Origin of the sequence: Streptococcus sanguinis, from assembly GCF_050220005.1 — a bacterium.
GTDB lineage: Bacteria > Bacillota > Bacilli > Lactobacillales > Streptococcaceae > Streptococcus > Streptococcus sanguinis_Z.
Genome location: NZ_CP071413.1, coordinates 537,617 through 554,414, shown reverse-complemented (window position 1 = coordinate 554,414; position 16,798 = coordinate 537,617). Strand labels below are relative to the sequence as shown.

Annotated in this window: 16 protein-coding genes; 1 reads left to right on the top strand and 15 read right to left on the bottom strand. The window is 43.0% G+C overall.

The annotated features are described in order from the left end of the window. Positions 1 to 19: 19 nt before the first annotated feature. The 8 genes from gatB to J1C86_RS02775 all read right to left on the bottom strand — a co-directional run bounded on the left by gatB (position 20) and on the right by J1C86_RS02775 (position 11,141). Complete coding sequence (gatB, locus tag J1C86_RS02810; RefSeq protein WP_125407328.1) at positions 20 to 1,453, bottom strand: Asp-tRNA(Asn)/Glu-tRNA(Gln) amidotransferase subunit GatB; 1,434 nt, start codon at positions 1,451 to 1,453, stop codon at positions 20 to 22. Then, complete coding sequence (gene gatA, locus J1C86_RS02805) at positions 1,453 to 2,919, bottom strand: Asp-tRNA(Asn)/Glu-tRNA(Gln) amidotransferase subunit GatA (RefSeq protein ID WP_125408818.1); 1,467 nt, start codon at positions 2,917 to 2,919, stop codon at positions 1,453 to 1,455. The genes gatB and gatA overlap by 1 nt, the downstream gene beginning before the upstream one ends. Further along, positions 2,919 to 3,221, bottom strand: coding sequence for an Asp-tRNA(Asn)/Glu-tRNA(Gln) amidotransferase subunit GatC (gatC, locus tag J1C86_RS02800; RefSeq protein WP_002896305.1), 303 nt, complete (start codon positions 3,219 to 3,221; stop codon positions 2,919 to 2,921). The genes gatA and gatC overlap by 1 nt, the downstream gene beginning before the upstream one ends. Positions 3,222 to 3,424: 203 nt before the next feature. Next, positions 3,425 to 5,161: an aspartate--tRNA ligase gene (aspS, locus tag J1C86_RS02795; RefSeq protein ID WP_125408817.1), complete on the bottom strand. Its 1,737-nt coding sequence runs from the start codon at positions 5,159 to 5,161 to the stop codon at positions 3,425 to 3,427. A 311-nt stretch (positions 5,162 to 5,472) separates the two neighbouring features. Beyond that, positions 5,473 to 6,030 (bottom strand): cysteine hydrolase family protein, encoded by a 558-nt coding sequence (locus tag J1C86_RS02790; protein ID WP_125408816.1) that lies wholly within the window; start codon positions 6,028 to 6,030, stop codon positions 5,473 to 5,475. Continuing rightward, positions 6,030 to 6,818 carry a GTP-sensing pleiotropic transcriptional regulator CodY gene (codY, locus tag J1C86_RS02785; protein ID WP_125408815.1) on the bottom strand — a complete coding sequence of 263 codons (789 nt, stop codon included), beginning with the start codon at positions 6,816 to 6,818 and terminating at the stop codon, positions 6,030 to 6,032. Before codY ends, J1C86_RS02790 begins: the two co-directional genes overlap by 1 nt. A gap of 201 nt (positions 6,819 to 7,019) precedes the next feature. Next, positions 7,020 to 9,605: an SEC10/PgrA surface exclusion domain-containing protein gene (locus J1C86_RS02780; RefSeq protein ID WP_125408814.1), complete on the bottom strand. Its 2,586-nt coding sequence runs from the start codon at positions 9,603 to 9,605 to the stop codon at positions 7,020 to 7,022. A 321-nt stretch (positions 9,606 to 9,926) separates the two neighbouring features. Continuing rightward, the gene (locus J1C86_RS02775) at positions 9,927 to 11,141 is read right to left on the bottom strand and encodes a pyridoxal phosphate-dependent aminotransferase (protein ID WP_072073522.1); all 1,215 of its coding nucleotides are present in this window, start codon (positions 11,139 to 11,141) and stop codon (positions 9,927 to 9,929) included. 343 nt (positions 11,142 to 11,484) lie between these two features. Between J1C86_RS02775 and J1C86_RS02770 the strand changes: the two genes are divergently transcribed. Beyond that, a complete protein-coding gene (locus tag J1C86_RS02770) occupies positions 11,485 to 11,937 on the top strand; it encodes a universal stress protein (protein WP_002896311.1) in 453 nt (150 codons plus the stop codon). A 118-nt stretch (positions 11,938 to 12,055) separates the two neighbouring features. Here J1C86_RS02770 and J1C86_RS02765 read toward each other — a convergent pair whose 3' ends face one another. From J1C86_RS02765 to J1C86_RS02735, 7 genes are all read right to left on the bottom strand, one after another. After that, positions 12,056 to 12,436 (bottom strand): hypothetical protein, encoded by a 381-nt coding sequence (locus J1C86_RS02765; RefSeq protein WP_125356144.1) that lies wholly within the window; start codon positions 12,434 to 12,436, stop codon positions 12,056 to 12,058. A gap of 162 nt (positions 12,437 to 12,598) precedes the next feature. After that, positions 12,599 to 12,847 carry a hypothetical protein gene (locus J1C86_RS02760; RefSeq protein WP_260468003.1) on the bottom strand — a complete coding sequence of 83 codons (249 nt, stop codon included), beginning with the start codon at positions 12,845 to 12,847 and terminating at the stop codon, positions 12,599 to 12,601. A 199-nt stretch (positions 12,848 to 13,046) separates the two neighbouring features. Beyond that, positions 13,047 to 13,481, bottom strand: a complete 435-nt coding sequence (locus J1C86_RS02755) for an NADAR family protein (RefSeq protein ID WP_125407339.1) — start codon at positions 13,479 to 13,481, stop codon at positions 13,047 to 13,049. After that, positions 13,468 to 14,112: a hypothetical protein gene (locus J1C86_RS02750; RefSeq protein ID WP_125407342.1), complete on the bottom strand. Its 645-nt coding sequence runs from the start codon at positions 14,110 to 14,112 to the stop codon at positions 13,468 to 13,470. The genes J1C86_RS02755 and J1C86_RS02750 overlap by 14 nt, the downstream gene beginning before the upstream one ends. A gap of 9 nt (positions 14,113 to 14,121) precedes the next feature. After that, on the bottom strand, positions 14,122 to 16,029 hold the full coding sequence (locus tag J1C86_RS02745; RefSeq protein WP_260468002.1) for an LXG domain-containing protein: 1,908 nt from the start codon (positions 16,027 to 16,029) through the stop codon (positions 14,122 to 14,124). Between the two features lie 2 nt (positions 16,030 to 16,031). After that, entirely contained in the window at positions 16,032 to 16,379 is a 348-nt protein-coding gene (locus J1C86_RS02740; RefSeq protein ID WP_125407345.1) for a DUF3958 family protein, read from the bottom strand. 3 nt (positions 16,380 to 16,382) lie between these two features. Further along, positions 16,383 to 16,733, bottom strand: coding sequence for a TIGR04197 family type VII secretion effector (locus tag J1C86_RS02735; RefSeq protein ID WP_002932347.1), 351 nt, complete (start codon positions 16,731 to 16,733; stop codon positions 16,383 to 16,385). Positions 16,734 to 16,798: the final 65 nt, after the last annotated feature.

The window sequence follows — 16,798 nt, the reverse complement described above, 5'->3', positions numbered from 1 at the left end:
ACTGGTTTTCTACTTATTTCTATAATTTCTCCAACTCTTCATTAAGCAGTTTTTGCGCTACTTGTGGGTTGGCTTGCCCCTTAGTAGCCTTCATCAATTGACCGATCAGGGATTTAGCCGCATTCTTATTGCCGCCCTTATAGTCATTAATAGCTTTTTCATTGTTGGCAAATACTTCTTGGATGATTGGCAGAAGCTGGGCTGGGTCTGAGATTTGAATCAGGCCTGCTTTCTGCACATACTCTTTGGCAGAGCCACCATTTTTAGCCAGATGAACAAAGACCTTCTTAGCGATCTTAGAGGAGATCGTTCCGTCTGCAATCAGAGCAATCATCTCAGTCAGGTTCTCAGGTGTCAGCTCAATCTCAGAGATGGTCTTGCCTTCGGCATTGAGGTATTGAGCCACTTCCCCTTGGAGCCAGTTAGAGACAGCCTTGGCGTAACCGCCTGCTGCAAGAGCTGCTTCAAAGAAGTCTGACACAGCCTTCGTCGCTGTCAACTGCTTGGCATCGTAATCAGACAGACCGTAATCGCCCACATACTTAGCCCGGCGTTCTTTTGGAAAGGCTGGCAGACTGCTGCGTACTTGCTCAATCCAAGCATCTTCAATCTCAAAGATAGGTAGATCAGGCTCTGGGAAGTAACGGTAGTCCGCTGAACCTTCCTTGACCCGCATGAGCAAGGTTTCGCCAGTCGCTTCGTCATAACGACGGGTTTCCTGACGGATTTGACCACCACTGCGTAGGATTTCTGCTTGGCGTTTTTCCTCAAATGCCAGACCCTTACGGACAAAGTTGAAAGAGTTGAGGTTTTTCAGCTCAGTCTTGGTACCAAACTCTTCCTGACCGTAAGGACGGATAGAAATATTGGCGTCGACCCGCATGGAGCCCTCTTCCATCTTGACATCCGAAATACCCGTGTACTGGATGATTTCCTTGAGGGCAGTCAGATAGGCATAAGCTTCTTCTGGACTGCGCATATCCGCTTCGGATACGATCTCAATCAGTGGCACTCCTTGGCGGTTGAGGTCCACATAAGAGTAGCCGTCACTACCGTGGGTATTCTTTCCGGCATCTTCTTCCAAGTGGGCCCGCTCGATACGGATTTTTTTGGTCGTGCCATCTTCTAGTTCAATCTCAATCCAGCCATTGTAGCCAATTGGCTCATCAAACTGAGAAATTTGATAGGCTTTTGGATTGTCCGGGTAGAAGTAATTCTTGCGGTCAAAGTGCATCTTCTGGTGAATATCCATGTTCAAAGCCAGAGCAGCCTTGATCCCATAGTCAATGACACCCTTGTTCATAACAGGCAGAACACCTGGGAAGGACCAGTCAATGATATTGGTGTTGGCATTGGGATCTTCACCGAAGTGAGCTGGAGCTGGTGAGAAAATCTTTGAATTGGTCTTCAATTCAACATGGACTTCCAGTCCGATAACTGTTTCAAAGTTCATTATTTTTCACCTCCAAAGATAACTGGCTGCTGTTTGTGGTAGTCAGTCGTCGCTTCAAATGCTGCGGCTGCCTGATAGATGATCGCTTCATCAAAGTGGTTCCCAATCAGCTGCAAGCCGACAGGAAGACCATCTGCAAAGCCAGCCGGGATTGAAATGCCCGGTAGGCCAGCCAGATTGACTGGAATGGTCAAAAGGTCAGCCAGATACATGGCCACTGGATCTTGGTTTTGACTGCCCAAGTCATAAGCAACCGTTGGTGCAGTTGGGCCTAAGATCAAGTCATATTTTTCAAATACCTTGGCAAAATCCTGCATAATCAAGGTCCGAACCTGACCAGCTTTCTTGAAGTAGGCATCGTAGTAACCAGATGACAAACTGAAAGTTCCCAGCATAATCCGGCGTTTCACCTCTTCACCAAAGCCTTCGCTGCGGGATTTGACATAGACATCTTCTAGATTTTCAATGCCTTCTGCGCGGTAGCCATAGCGAATGCCATCAAAACGCTGCAGGTTAGAACTAGCCTCAGAGGAAGCAATGATATAGTAAACAGCCACGCCGTACTTGCTGTGGGGCAGGCTGACTTCTTCAACGATGGCTCCTAGACTTTCCAAGTGCTTCGCTGCTGCTAAAATCGTTTCCTTGACCTTGCTGTCAATTCCCTCACCCATGTATTCCTTAGGCAAGGCAATCTTCATCCCCTTGATATCTTGGCCAATCTTGCTGGTAAAGTCTGGTACTGCTTCTTGTGATGATGTAGAGTCCTTAGGATCATTACCAGAAATAACATTCAAAAGCTGGGCATTTTCCTTAACTGTCTGAGAGAACGGTCCAATCTGGTCTAAAGAAGAACCAAAAGCAATAAGACCAAAACGCGAAACCCGTCCGTAGGTTGGCTTGAGACCAACTACACCGTTAAAGGAAGCGGGTTGGCGAATAGAACCACCCGTATCTGAACCCAGTGACAGACGAACCTGACCAGAGGCAACAGCTGTCGCTGAACCACCAGATGATCCACCAGGAACCTTGCTGCTGTCCCAAGCATTCTTAGTCGTCTTAAAGTAAGAGTTTTCGCTGGAGCCCCCCATGGCGAACTCGTCCATGTTGGTCTTACCAACGATAATCATGTCCTTACCGTAGAGCTTCTCCACGCTGGTAGCATCGAAAATCGGCTTGTAATTGTAGAGTATTTTGGAAGCAGCCGTCGTCAAAATTCCCTTGGTTGAGATATTGTCCTTGACTGCCAGCGGAATTCCGCTCATAAGATTGTCAGCATCAATGCCCTTGGCATCCAGAGCCGCAGCCTGAGCCAAAGCCTCCTCTTCGCTGACAGTAATGAAGCTGTCCACAGCCGCTTCACGTTCTTTGATGTCTGCCAAAGTTGCCTGAGTTAACTCTACCGCAGAAATTTCTTTCTTGACCAGCAAGTCATGCAGTTCTTCAATGGTTTTGTGATTAAAAGTCATTAGGCATCTCCTCCGTCATCTAGGATGGCAGGCACTTTGATGTAACCCCGCTCTTTTTCAGGTACATTTTGGAAAAGCTCTTCCCGGTTCCAGCCTGGCTGAGCCACATCCTCTCGCATATAGTTGATATTGGCAGCTACATTAGAAGTGAAAGGCACACCCTCCGTGTCCACTTCATTGAGCAATTCGACCATGTCGACAATCTTGGTTAAGGTCGTCGCAAACTCAGCTGTTTCTTCTGGTGAGAAAGCCAGTTTTGACAGCTTAGCAACGTGACTTACTTCTTCTTGAGTAATCTTCATCTCTGATTCCTTTCATAAGATATGTGAGCTTTAGCGACTGAAAATAACAATTTCTAGATGATATCTTTATTTCCAAGCTTCAGCTCACCTTTACTTTGACAAGCTAGAGACACTGATTTATTTGGCATCCACTAGCTCTTTTCTTCAGCTTCTTCCTGCTATTCTTCAGGAATTCGCATCATTTCATTTTACCATATTTCAGGCTAATTCTTCAATTCCAAATGCAGTTCTTTGAGCTGTCTTTGGTCCACCAAACTTGGACTTTCCAGCATAGGATCAAAGCCAGTACCATTTTTCGGAAAAGCGATGACTTGGCGGATATTTTCTTCCCCAGCCAAAATCATAACCAAGCGATCTAAGCCTAGAGCCAAGCCGCCGTGTGGTGGGAAGCCGTATTCTAAGGCTTCTAGAAAGAAACCAAAGTCCCGCTCATAGTCTTCCCGGCTCATGCCCAATAGCTCAAACATCGCTTCCTGAGCTTTTCGATCATGAATCCGCAGACTCCCTCCGCCAATCTCATAGCCATTCAAGACGATGTCGTAAGCGTGGCTGCGGAATTGATCTGGCTCCTGTCCATCTTCAAAAATCCCCTGTGTGAAAGGATGGTGCATGGCTTGATAGCGGTTTTGGTCTTCATTCCACTCCAGCAGCGGCCAATCCACAACCCAGAGGAAATGAAGCAGACTCGGGTCAATCAAATCCAAAGCTTTTGCGACTTCTATGCGCAGATGTCCCAAAGCTTCCTGAGCCCGACGCTTCTTAGCCATGACTAGCAGAATCAAATCTCCATCCTTGGCCTCAAAAAGTGCTAGTAAATCCTGACTCTCAGCCTCAAAGGTGCTAGCCAAATCACCAACCAACTGGCCATTCTCAACCTTTAGACTGGCAAAACAGCTACAACCAAATTCCTTCATTTCCTGATAGTAGTGACTCAGCTGTTTCTTGCTAAAAGCACTAGCCGCATCTGGAACACAGATTCCCATCACTTCCTCTTGGTTGTCCAAGGCTTTCTTGATGAGAAGCGAATCATTTGCTTGGCACAAATCCGTCAAACTCTTCAGCTCTAAACCAAAGCGCGTATCTGGTTTATCAGAGCCGAAGCGGCTCATAGCCTCTTCATAGCTGATAGTCGGAAAAGCTTCCGTCAGCTCTAAACCATGAGTTTTCTTGACAACAGCCTTGAGCATGGCTTCAACCAGATCTCTGATTTCTTCCTCGCTGGCAAAACTCAGCTCTAAGTCCATCTGGGTAAACTCTGGCTGACGATCGCCCCGCAAGTCTTCGTCACGGAAGCAACGAACAATCTGATAATAGCGCTCGAGACCAGCTCCCATCAGTAACTGCTTGAGCATCTGCGGGCTCTGAGGCAGCGCGTAGAATTGATTTTTATAGACCCGACTAGGAACCAAGAAGTCTCTAGCACCTTCAGGAGTTGACTTGGTCAGATAAGGCGTCTCCACTTCCAAAAAGTCCAAACCATTCAAATATTCCCGAATGGTTGAGGTGACCTGATGGCGCAGTTTGAGGTTATGTGTCATCTTCTCACGGCGCAAGTCCAGATAGCGGTATTTCTGACGCAGGTCTTCCCCTGTATGGGCATGCTGGTCCAGCTCAAAAGGCAGGGCCTTGCTGCTAGCAATAAGCTCAATCTTCTCTGCCCTCAGCTCAACCTGACCAGACTTGATAGTCTTGTTAACAAAACGCTCTTCCCGCTGAACTACTTGCCCTGTCACTGCAATAACATCCTCTTTGCCAATGTCTTCCAGCTTAGCAAAATCTTCAATCTCACCGCCAACGAAGACCTGAAGCAAGCCCTCGCGATCTCGCAGCTCGATAAAGGCTAGCTTGCCGTGATTGCGGATATTGGCCACCCAGCCAGTTGCGGTCATGGTCTGTCCGACCTGCTCTAAACCATAGTTTCCGATAAAAATTTCTTTCATGTTCTTTCCCTCTCAAATCAATTTGTAGCTCCGCCCTGCTGTCAAGGATATTTGAAGCATTCTTTTATCATCTTCACTGGATCTACTACAAAATAAAAAGCTTCCGTCTCTAAAACAGACGAAAGCCGTGGTACCACTGTTATTCGCCGCCCTAAAAGGCAGCCTCTGAGCTCGTAACGTGAGCGACGTTTGTGCTTAATCACACAAAAGATTACGAAACATGTTCTTCGTTTTTTGCTTTCTTGGTGCTGCTCTCAGCTATCAGCACTCTCTGTGCAAGTCAGCAAGCCTACTCTGCTTCTCTTTTACTTTTAAATTGTATCTATTATAGTCGAACCCAGGACATTTTGCAAGTGGTTTAAGGCAAATTTGTGATTTTCCTCTGACAGAGAAGCCACTGCCGGCTCTACCACCTGAATCTGATAACCAAGATTATAGGCATCAATCGCTGTATGCAAGACGCAAATATCCGTCAAGACTCCAGTCAAAATGACTGTATCTATCTTTCTTTCTCGCAATCGAATATCTAAATCTGTACCGGAAAAAGCAGAATAATGACGCTTATCCATCCAAAAGATCCGAGAGTCTGCTTGATGCTTCTCATAAAAATCAGCCAAAGGACCATAAAGATTGCGACCGCTAGTCCCTTTAATGTTATGAGGCGGGAACAGCTTGCTCTCAGGGTGAAAGGCATCATTCTCATCATGAGCATCAATAGCAAAGAAGATATAATCTCCTCGCTCAAAAGCCGCCTTTGTTACTTGAGCAATGGCTTCAGAAATCGCCTGAGCTGGCGCTCCTGCTGTCAACTTGCCCTCATCTGCGACAAAATCAACTGTATAATCAATGGAAATCAGTGCTTTAGCCATTAGTAGTCCCTCTTTTTAATTTCATCAAAGACATCGGGAATCAGCACTTTCAGATAAGTTCCTTTCATCCCCAGCGAACGGCTTTCAATAATCCCAGCACTTTCCAGCTTACGCAAGGCATTGACAATCACTGAGCGGGTAATCCCAATACGATCAGCAATGACAGACGCTGTCAGCTGGCCTTCATTGCCATTGAGCTCGCCCAGAATAGCTGAAACAGCTCTCAGTTCTGAGTAAGACAGAGTATTGACTGCCATGGTCACTGCTGTCCGGCGTCGGATATTTTTCTCATCCTCTTCCCGCTGGAAGTTAAGCAGCTGGATACCAACCACTGTGCTGGCAATCTCAATCAAAATCAGATCATCGTCCGCAAATTCCTTGTCATTGCGCCAGATAATCAATGAACCCAGACGAATCCCTGACACATGAATAGGAGCAATGGTGGTCAGCCCATCTGGAAAATCATCCTTGGTCTCCACTGGGAAAATCGTCAGATCATGCTCAACAGGCAGATTAGCCTCCGTTTCATAGACCAGATTAGCTTCGTGAACGTATTCCTCTGGGAAATTCTTATCCTGGAAAAAAGCTTCCACTCGATCATTATTGGTCTTGTAGCGCATGAAATAGCCTAAAAGACGGCCCTTGCTGTTGACAATGCAGGCATTGCAGTGGATAATATCAGCCAACTGACGCGTAATAGCATTGTAGGGCAGTTCTTCCTGCATCTGCTCCTCCGAGCGCTTCAAAATAGACGTAATTTTTCGTGTTTTTTCTAGTAAATTGGCCATATTTTTACCTCATATTTATTAGCTTCATTGTAACATAAAAGCAGTGAAATTTCAATAATTATCTGAAAATTTTTTATTGAAAAACAATTACATACAATTCTATAAAATAAAGAATTTTTCAAGTATATGACTTGATATATCAAGTCATATTAAACAAAAAACAGTCAAGAATTTGACTGTTTTTGATTGCTTTTGTTCTTTCTAATCAAGAGAACGTTTCTTGTAGAACAATTTCATAGCCATGAGCAGAAGCATTTGGCCTGCCAGAAGAAGCCAAGAAGAGTTTTCTCCTGTCTTAGGCAAGACATGACCTGAAGCAACTGCCTGTTTATGGTTTACAGGGCTAGCACTTCCAGCATTTCCAGTAGTTCCAAGAGCTGTATGCTGAGGATCTCCTACTTGTCCAGTAAGCGGAGAGCGAGCGAAGCGCTCCTCTGTGTGAGCCAAAACAGACTGATAATAACGAATATCTTCTTCCTTATTTTGCTCAGCATATGTTTGAGCTAGCAAGTCGTATGTCGCCTTAGCTTGTGCTTGAACCGCAGTTAAAACTGCTACTTTTGCTTCTTGATCTGTTTGAGCTGTAAGAGCTGCTTGGTAAGCAGCCTGAGCTGCGGCTAGTTTAGTTTTAGCCTGTTCCAAGTTTTCTTCTGCATTTTCAAGATTTGACAATGACTCTTTAGCCATTTGCAAAGCTGCTTCAGCATCTGTAACAGCTTTTTCAAGAGTAGTCTTTCTTTCTTTTGCTGCATTCAAAGCTGCGTCTAGCTGAGCCAACTTATCTGATTCAGTTTTTAGAGCTTCTTGAGCTGCGGCAACTGTCGCTTGAACAGCAGTCAGAGCTGCTTGGGCCTGAGTTAATTTCTCTGCTTTGGTCTTGTCATCCAAGTTTGAGTTTTGCAGGGCTGCTTGTGCTGCTGCTAAAGCCGCTTGATCAGCTGCCAACTTCTCTTGAGCTTCAGCAAGAGCTGCTTGGGCCTGAGCAGTTGCTGACTCACCTGCTTGAGCTTGGGCCTGAGCCAGTTGCTGATTGGCTTGCTCTAAGGCTGCAGCCTTCCGATTGTAAGTGGTTTGAGCAACTCCCTTAGACGCCAGAGCCAGTTGATTAGCCTTGAAGGCAGAGTCATAGGCAGTTTGAGCCTTAGCTACTTCCTGCGGATCTACTTTTGCTGTTGCAACTTTGCCTGTAATCGGGCTGGCATTGAAGTTCTTTTTGCTGGCATATTTGACCTGATCTTCTGACACCATGGTGAAATGAGCCATAGTGATGTCGCTTTCCATTGAGAAATCAACACCCAGATAGTTTTTCTGGCGACCAGTATTGAGACCAGAGATTGATGTAGCATGCAGCCATTCATAGCCATTAAACATGAATTCAACAACAGAATCATAGATTCGTCTCTTCATTTCAGCCACACTCATTTGGCCAGCTTTTTCTCTCCAAATATAAGCGTTTTCATAATACTGGAGACCTTTGCTCTCTTGCTCAGCACTTGTGGTCATTAAACCATATTCACGCGCTACGCGGTTAATTCCTCGAGCGTCGTGATGGTATTTCTCCATCAAATCCCAGTTCCAGTTGTCTTTGCGGTATTCTGTTGCCACTTTATCAGCGAAATCAATTGAAGACGGTGTCACAACTACTTCACCTGTTCCCATCTGAGCACGCAGCTGGTTGATGAGTTCTGAAGCAAACTGTGAAAGTTCCTGACGAACATTCTGTGGAATATTGTTGGTATCAATCAAAGCTTTGCTATCTGTAGGATCTGCTACATAACGGTTGAGAGCCTTAGCACTGGCATTAAGTGCAGCCAATCTCTTTTGAATCTCATTAGTTTTTTGCTCTGATAAATTTGGTGTAATTAGCTCTCTCAAGGCTGCAATGTATTCTGGAGTCATAGACACACGGTTTTTATTGCTAGAAGCTTCAGTAGTAATCGTTCCAGCTTGAGCCTTTTTCAAAGCCTGTTGAGCTTGGTTCAAGTCTGACTGGGTCTTCTCAGCTGCAGCAGTTTTATCCTGCAAGTTCTTCTGAGAAGCATCACGAGCCGTCTTAGCCTGAGTCTGGTTGGTCTGAGCTTTTGCAACCTCAGCCTGCTTCTGACTGTCAGTCTGACGAGCTGTAGCTACTTTTGCTTGAGCTGTTTCAACAGCAGACTGGTCAGCTGCCACCTTATCTTGGGCTGCTTTCACATTCTTTTCTGCCTTAGCTGTAGCTTCACCGCTTAGGTTAGCCTGAGCTTCCTTCACGTCATTTTGCGCTTTAGCAAGGCGACCTTCTTGAGTTTTCGCTTGCTCTTGAGCTTCTTTAGTCTTGGCTGCCTGAGCATCGCGCTCAGCTTCAGCCGTCTTGGTTGCTTGGTCAGCTTTAGCCAGTTCTGACTTGTTGCTGTCCAATTGAGCTTTTTGATTGCTCTCTTCTTGCTTAGCTGTTTCAATAGCTTCCGGACCAGCTTTATCAGCTGTCTCCTGTGCCCGGTTAGCTTCAGCTTGTGCTTGCTCGACCTGACTTTGAGCCGCAGCAGTATTTGCCTGAGCCTGAGCCAAATCAGCTTTCCCTTGTGCAACATTGCTGTCGGCTTCTTGTACAAGAGCCTGAGCAGCGTCTACCTGTTCTTTCGAAACAGATTCATCCTTCTGTGCGTTTTCTGCCTGTGGTTGGCTTTGACTAACGGGCGCATCAGAATAAGACTGATTATCAACTAATTGATCAGCCTGAACTCCTTCTGCGAGCACCAAAGACAATGCCGCTGCACTGACAGAAAAAGCACTAAGTGTCTTTTTCATTGTCAATATAATCTCCTCCACTTTTTCATCATTGTTAAAAACATTGACAAACACATTCTACCATGTTTGTCTTCTGGAAGGAAGACGCTAACACATTTTTTTAAGCATTTTTGGACAGATACATAAAAAATGTTGGACAAAATCCTAAAAAATGTCGGTAAAACCACCTATAATTTTTACCAATCGACCTCAAATTCGGTTTCCAGAGCATCTTAATTTTTTTATTTTTGCAATTTAAAGACAGTCATTGGACTAAAAAATATGTAAGATAGATAAGAAAAAGGCCGGAACTTTGTCCAGCCTTTTTGTAGCATCCGCTTATTAACGGCGATATTGGCGCAAGAAGCGCGTCATTTTTTCTTGGATTTGAGCTAGCTCATCTACTCGAGGCAGATAAACGATTCGGAAATGATCTGGGTCTTTCCAGTTAAAGCCTCGTCCATGGACGAGGAGGACTTTTTCCTGCTTGAGGAAATTGAGCACAAACTGCTCATCATCGTCAATGCGATACATATTCCGGTCAATTTTCGGGAAAATATAGAGACCAGCTTTAGGTTTTACAGCTGATAGCCCCGGGATGTCCTGAATAGCCTGATAGATGAAATTACGCTGCTCATAGATACGGCCACCTGGCAAAAGCAGTTCATCCACAGATTGATGACCGCCAAGTGAGGTTTGGACGACTTGCTGAGCCAAGACATTGGAGCATAGGCGCATGTTGGAGAGCATGTTCAATCCTTCGATATAACCCTTAACATGATGCTTAGGACCAGAGAGCACCATCCAGCCGACCCGGAAGCCTGCGATACGGTGGGACTTGGAAAGACCGTTCATGCTGACACAGAAGATATCCGGAGCTAGACTAGCCACAGGGGTGTGGACATTGCCATCCATCACCATGCGGTCATAGATTTCATCCGCAAAGATAATGAGATTGTTCTGGCGAGCAATTTCCACAATTTCTAGCAGAAGTTCCTTAGGATAAAGCGCTCCCGTAGGATTATTAGGGTTGATAATAATGATAGCCTTGGTATTAGATGTGATTTTTGACTTGATATCATCAATATCTGGATACCATTCTGCCTGCTCATCACAGACATAGTGAACAGCATTCCCACCAGCCAGACTGACTGCAGCCGTCCAGAGTGGGTAGTCTGGCATTGGCACCAGCACCTCGTCACCGTCATCCAGCAAGCCCTGCATAGACATGACAATCAGCTCGCTGACGCCATTTCCCAGATAAATGTCATCAATATCTACATTAGGAAAATTCTTAAGCTGGCAGTACTGCATAATGGCCTTGCGGGCTGAAAAAATTCCCTTGGAGTCAGAGTAACCCTCACTGTCACGCGCATTCATAATCAAATCATGAATGACCTCATCTGGAGCGGTAAAACCAAATTCAGCCGGATTCCCTGTATTAAGGCGGAGAATCTTTTCGCCATTGGCCCGCATGCGCATAGCTTCATCCAAAACCGGACCACGAATATCATAGGCAACATGTTCCAGCTTGCTGGACTTGTCAAATTCTTTCATTCTTATTTTTCCTCTATTCATCAGAATGTTATCATTATACCACCAGAAAAAGCGATTGACAACAAAAAATAAACTCACTTTTCATATAATTAAAAAGAGAATTTTAGGATACAAAGCGCCATTCTCCTTCTAATTCCTCAAAGTAAAGGACTCTTTCTCAGCTTGCAATTTTCTGACAGCATTTCCATTTTATCTTTACTTTTTTTCTGAAAAGGGTTACAATAGAAACAAGAAAATAGTTGCAAATCACTCGGACGTTATGGACTGATTGATTTTTGGTCAGCCCAATCATTCTGCGAATGATGAGACGTCCTTTGCCAACCATTTTAGAGGAGGTAGCTCTATGACTCAGAAATATGAAAACATTATGGTTGCTGTGGATGGTTCTCACGAATCCGAACTAGCCTTTGAAAAGGGTGTTAACGTAGCTCTCCGAAACGGCTCTCGTCTCACTATCGCCCATGTCATTGATACCCGGGCTTTGCAAAGTGTCTCAACCTTTGATGCAGATGTTTACGAGGACTTACAGGAAGATGCTAAAAAGCTGACAGCAGAACTGAAAGAAAAGGCTCAAAAATCCGGTATCAAGTATGTTGACATTGTCATTGAGATGGGCAATCCCAAGACTCTCTTGGCTACAGATATCCCAGAAGAGCATAAGGTAGATCTAATCATGGTCGGTGCTACCGGTCTCAATGCCTTTGAACGGCTGCTAGTCGGCTCTTCCTCCGAATATATCTTGCGCCACGCCAAGGTTGACTTGCTGGTGGTCAGAGACCCAGAAAAGACTTTATAAAAACTAGAGCAGATGTGCACTACACATCTGCTCTAGTTTTTTTGTTTATGCGAGGGATGATGATTATGATACGAAAAGAGTAAGAAAAGCATCCTACCCTAAAATTCTTTATACTATATCAATCTTCTAAAATCACAGGAAAAATATCTTCCCCTCTATGCATTTTTTCTTCCATTTCTTTCCACTCTAAAACCAATTTATATAGTTCATCAGTTGAAATAAAGCAAGGTTCCCCAAGACTTTCATCATCCATTTGATAGTATACTTCTGTTTCTTCTTTACCTATATCAATATTTAGCATATTACCGCCAAAGTCTGATTCTTCTTTTTGACCAGTAACAACTGCCTCTAATTCTTTTTGAATATGGGTGTAAAAATTATGAACCTCAGAATTTAAAAAGTCTGACAGCGATTGAAATTTTTGATCTGTAAACTTCAAAACTAACATTATGTCATTTTCTTCATTTCCAAAAACCACAACTGAATATATTCTCTCCATTAATCATACCTCTAAATTCATTTTATTCCATTGGGAATGCCGAGATAATCTTTCCATCAGATTTTCTTATATACAATTCAATCTTTAATCCATTACGACTTTTTCCAATGTATGTGTTTCCATAAGCTAAAACTTTATTAGAATATGCCCCATTAATGGTATCTACAGATTCTCTGTGAGCTTACTTCGGTAATAGATTTCAGCAGCACCGGATAACTTCATATCTTTGACAGCCTTGTCTATAGCCTGTTCTTGTGGTGTCCGATAATCACTCTTTGAAACAGTCTGAATCTTCTGAGTCTCCATCTTAGTAGACCAACTCATCATATCTATGCCATCAGTAGAGTAATTACCTTCACTGTCTACCAATACCTGACTAAGCTGCGTCGCTCCTTGGATAGCTAAGCCCAAAACCTGCAGACTATCTGTGAAATAGCGGCTAATCAGCTCTAAACTTAGAGGAAAAGGGCAAAAGATTTATCTCTCCCTTTCACTTTTTACGACAATAAACACATATATATCTGTTTATCGGGATTTTTTTATCTTTACAGACTGAACTAGGGGAATTTAAAACCTAACTGAATAGATTGTCTTTGTTAGTAGTTTGTATTTAACGAAGTTCTGTCCGTACTTCCATCAGAATTTGCCCCAGCATATTTTTTCCTGTACCATCGCCACCATCAGCCCAGTAGCTATCATTTTTCGTATGTTCAATGATGATACTATCTCCAGTTTCTAATAAATCTTTCTTAATTACTGGGTTTTGACGGAATTTCTCACAGACAGCATAACGCATAATATCATCCTTGACATCTTCCCAGTCCTTTCGTAACGGATTCTGGCGATTGCGTCCCTCCAAAGCAGCATCCATAGGTGACTCCAGCAGGCGGATTTTTTCCTGAATTTCTGGAACAAAGAATTTCTGAGCCTGGAAATAATGTTCCGATGTAGGCCAGATTTTATTTCCATCCGAAAAAGGATAAGGAGCAAAATTGGACATATAACCGTAAGCATCGTTTACCTTATAGAATTTAATTTCCTTCATTCTCTTCCTCCAATCCGAAATCAGCTAGTGATTTACCTTTCTCCTCCAGAAGTTTTTCCACATAATCAGGTTCTATCTCTAAAAACAGTTTCAAAGTATCATGAATTCGCCAATAATTATCTTCTGGCTTATCCATAATAACAGATAGAAAGTGCTTTAGGTAAGGGATATATTCAGAAAAGCCATTATCTTCAACTAGATAGTAAAAATATGAAAGATCATAATAACCTTTTTCCGCCTGCTCTATAATTTTGCAGACATAAGGGAATATGTCTTGCCTTGCTTTATCACCATTGCCAATATCTGATTGATTAGCCCAATAGCTAGTAAGAGCATCTAATATAATTCGATTTGTATCATCATAACTATATAGCCGATGAGGAATGTAGCCTTCCAATTTCCCTTCAACAAGCATCTGAGTCAACACATCAAAACCTTCTTTCAGCCCCCAAATGGTTAAAAGCCTAGAAGCTTTATAGCGCAAAAAATCATCATCGCTAGATAATAAAGAGATAAGTTTGTTAATCGTTTCTTCTGGCACATCTTCTAAGTCAACTTCTTCAAGCAGGTCTGCGTAGTCTACACCATTAGGGACTTTGTAAAATAGATTATCAAGTTCTTCTCTAGTCATTTTTTCTCCTTATTCAAAAGTAAAATATTCGGGTGGAATACTTCCTTTTATCAATACTTCCCCATCACGTTTAGTATTTAATAAATCTTTTTTAGCATCATTTAGCCTTCTCGTATTTATATCATTTGGATTTTTATTATATCTCACTTGTGCTTGGTCAACTCGTTTTTGCAAATGGTCAACTATTTCTTGGTGTGTTATAACTTCTACATTTTTAAGTTTTCCTGTCTCAATATCATGCTGAATTTGCTTGGAATCAATCCTTATCCTATCTGATCCATAATTTTTGGGAGTTGTACTGAATTCTGGATCTGTTGTTGAAATATAAGGTGTACGATCAGAATTACCCCCTCGTATTTGAGAATGGATAGGAAGATCTCCCTCAGGATTTACTGACACTAGATAACCATCCTCATTGATATAAGCTTTAGGGTTTCCTTTATAATTTCGAGTATCATAGAAATTGTTATCGTTTCGAGTTACAAAATCCGGAACGGTTTTTTCAGTAAAAACTCTAGTATTCATTTCAGCATTCGGCATTACCGGCTGACTCCCTACACTCGAATTTCTCACCGCATCCTTAATCTGATAATACTCATTAATCTGGGCATCCGCCCTTTGTGTTTGTAAATCCTTATTATAAGCCCGAGTACTCCAAGCTGCTGTTCCTACCATTAGGAAGTCATAACCCGCTTTTATACTTGGTGCATACTTGGTATAGTTTGTGGCATAATTCAGGAGTTCCTTATCAGCCTCTTTGCCTGTGACTGGATCAAGGCCCGTTCTAGAGATATATTCAAAACGTTTTTGCTCGAAGTTAGGATCGTGTTTGCTGATAGGATTTTGGCTGTCCAATTCTTGATAGCGAGCAACCAAATATATATCATTAGCTTGATCTATTTCGGATGAATAATAGTTATGATCTAGAATCGGAGCTATAGGACTAAATTTTAATCCAGGATAATATTCTTCCAGCTCCTTCTGGTTCATACGGTCAATCTTTGCTTTGAAAAAGGGATCTACCTTGGCTAAAACATCTTTTCTTAAGCCCGGACTTTCTTCCAAGGATTTTTTATAGCGCTCAATAACCAGATCTACTTCTTTTATCTCCTTTTGAGTGAATTTCCCACGCCAGCGATAGTCAAAAATCTCATTATTCCAATATGCCTCTACAATCCTAGGATACTCTTTTTCAATATGTTCTCGCGAAAGGCTGGCTATCTTCTCCTCTAATGTCATTGAGGCATTTTGTCTCTTTACTTCCTCAATCATCTCCTGCCGCTTAGTCCATCCAGTATTGATGGTACCTTTCCAGCTGAGATCAGCATCTCGGCGAGGAGGAAGATAAGTCTGAGTAGATGCATCCCAGCTCTGAGCTGCCTGAGATAGGCCGGTAGATGCGGCTGCTAAATACGTTTCAGCTTCAGCGAAGATAGTTGGCGAACTCTCATTAAAAGTAAGCAAATTATCCAGAATTTCTTGGAAGACTTGCCTAGCACTTTCTGCAACAGCGATGGAAGCACTGAAATCCACAATAGACATACCCTTATTATTTGCATAGAGTTGCGATTTGCGTTCCAACTCTGCCAGTTGCTGTTCTGCAAAACGAATTTTCTCTTCCAGTTCTGATTGGCGCCAGCTCTTACCGTCTACTTCTGCCGTATAGTTACTGACAAAATTTTGACAAGCTAAGGCTATCGCTTCCTCATAGAGAATGACCCCCTGAACAATCGGTATGACCGTTCCGACAACATGATTCTTGGCAGAATCATACGCTTTACCTTTTAGTTCATCCTCATTATGAAAAGCTGATAAAACGCTTATTAATTTAAGATTCTGCCCCAAACATTGTTCAACCGCTCTTCCAAGGCTTTCTGCCTGCGTTCGAGCAGCTTCTAAATACATATCAATACTCATCCTTACTCCTCGCCAGCTAAGGCACGCTTCTCTTGGTAGACTTCTTCTAGTTGATTTTCTGCGTTTTGATGATCTTTCCGCAATTTTTGTATCTGATCCTCTATATCTAGTTTTAGCTGTCTGCTTCGATGAGAAAAATCTAGCTGATAATCTACTACCTTATTGTAATATCGACTTCCTTCGAAATCATAAGACAAATCATGAAACCATATCCCCATAGAATCTAACTGACATAATACATCTTCTTCTTGAGTTTTTGCCTGTCCCAACTTTTGATAGAGTTCCCATTCATGATCAGAAAGCCTCCGCTCCTTGGCCAACAAGGCAGTCCATCGCTTATCTTCCTGCATTGATTATTCCTCCAAAGCAGTTAAGGTATTCAGACCTAAATCTTTTTTAGTGACTGTCGGTTCCTTTTTAGGCGGTAAATAGTTAGTAGTCAGACTTTGACGAATCATAGCATCCTTGTCCTCAAACTCTGCTGCTACACTATGAACATTCTGAATAATACTTGTAATGTGTGCCCCGAGCTGCCCTTGTAAGCTCTCAACATTTGAAATCCCTGCATTTGCATTAGAATTTCCAGCAACGGTTGTCTGCGAATCTCGAGTAATAGCCATCATCTGCAGGAAATTTGCATCTCCGATTGCCGTCGCATGTCGGGCTGCTGTTGATAGGTCGCTCTTAACTTGGTATTGATCCATCCGTCCTCTCCTCTACATTTTTTTCTTATTGTACCATAAAATAAAAAAAGAGCAAAAAATTTCCA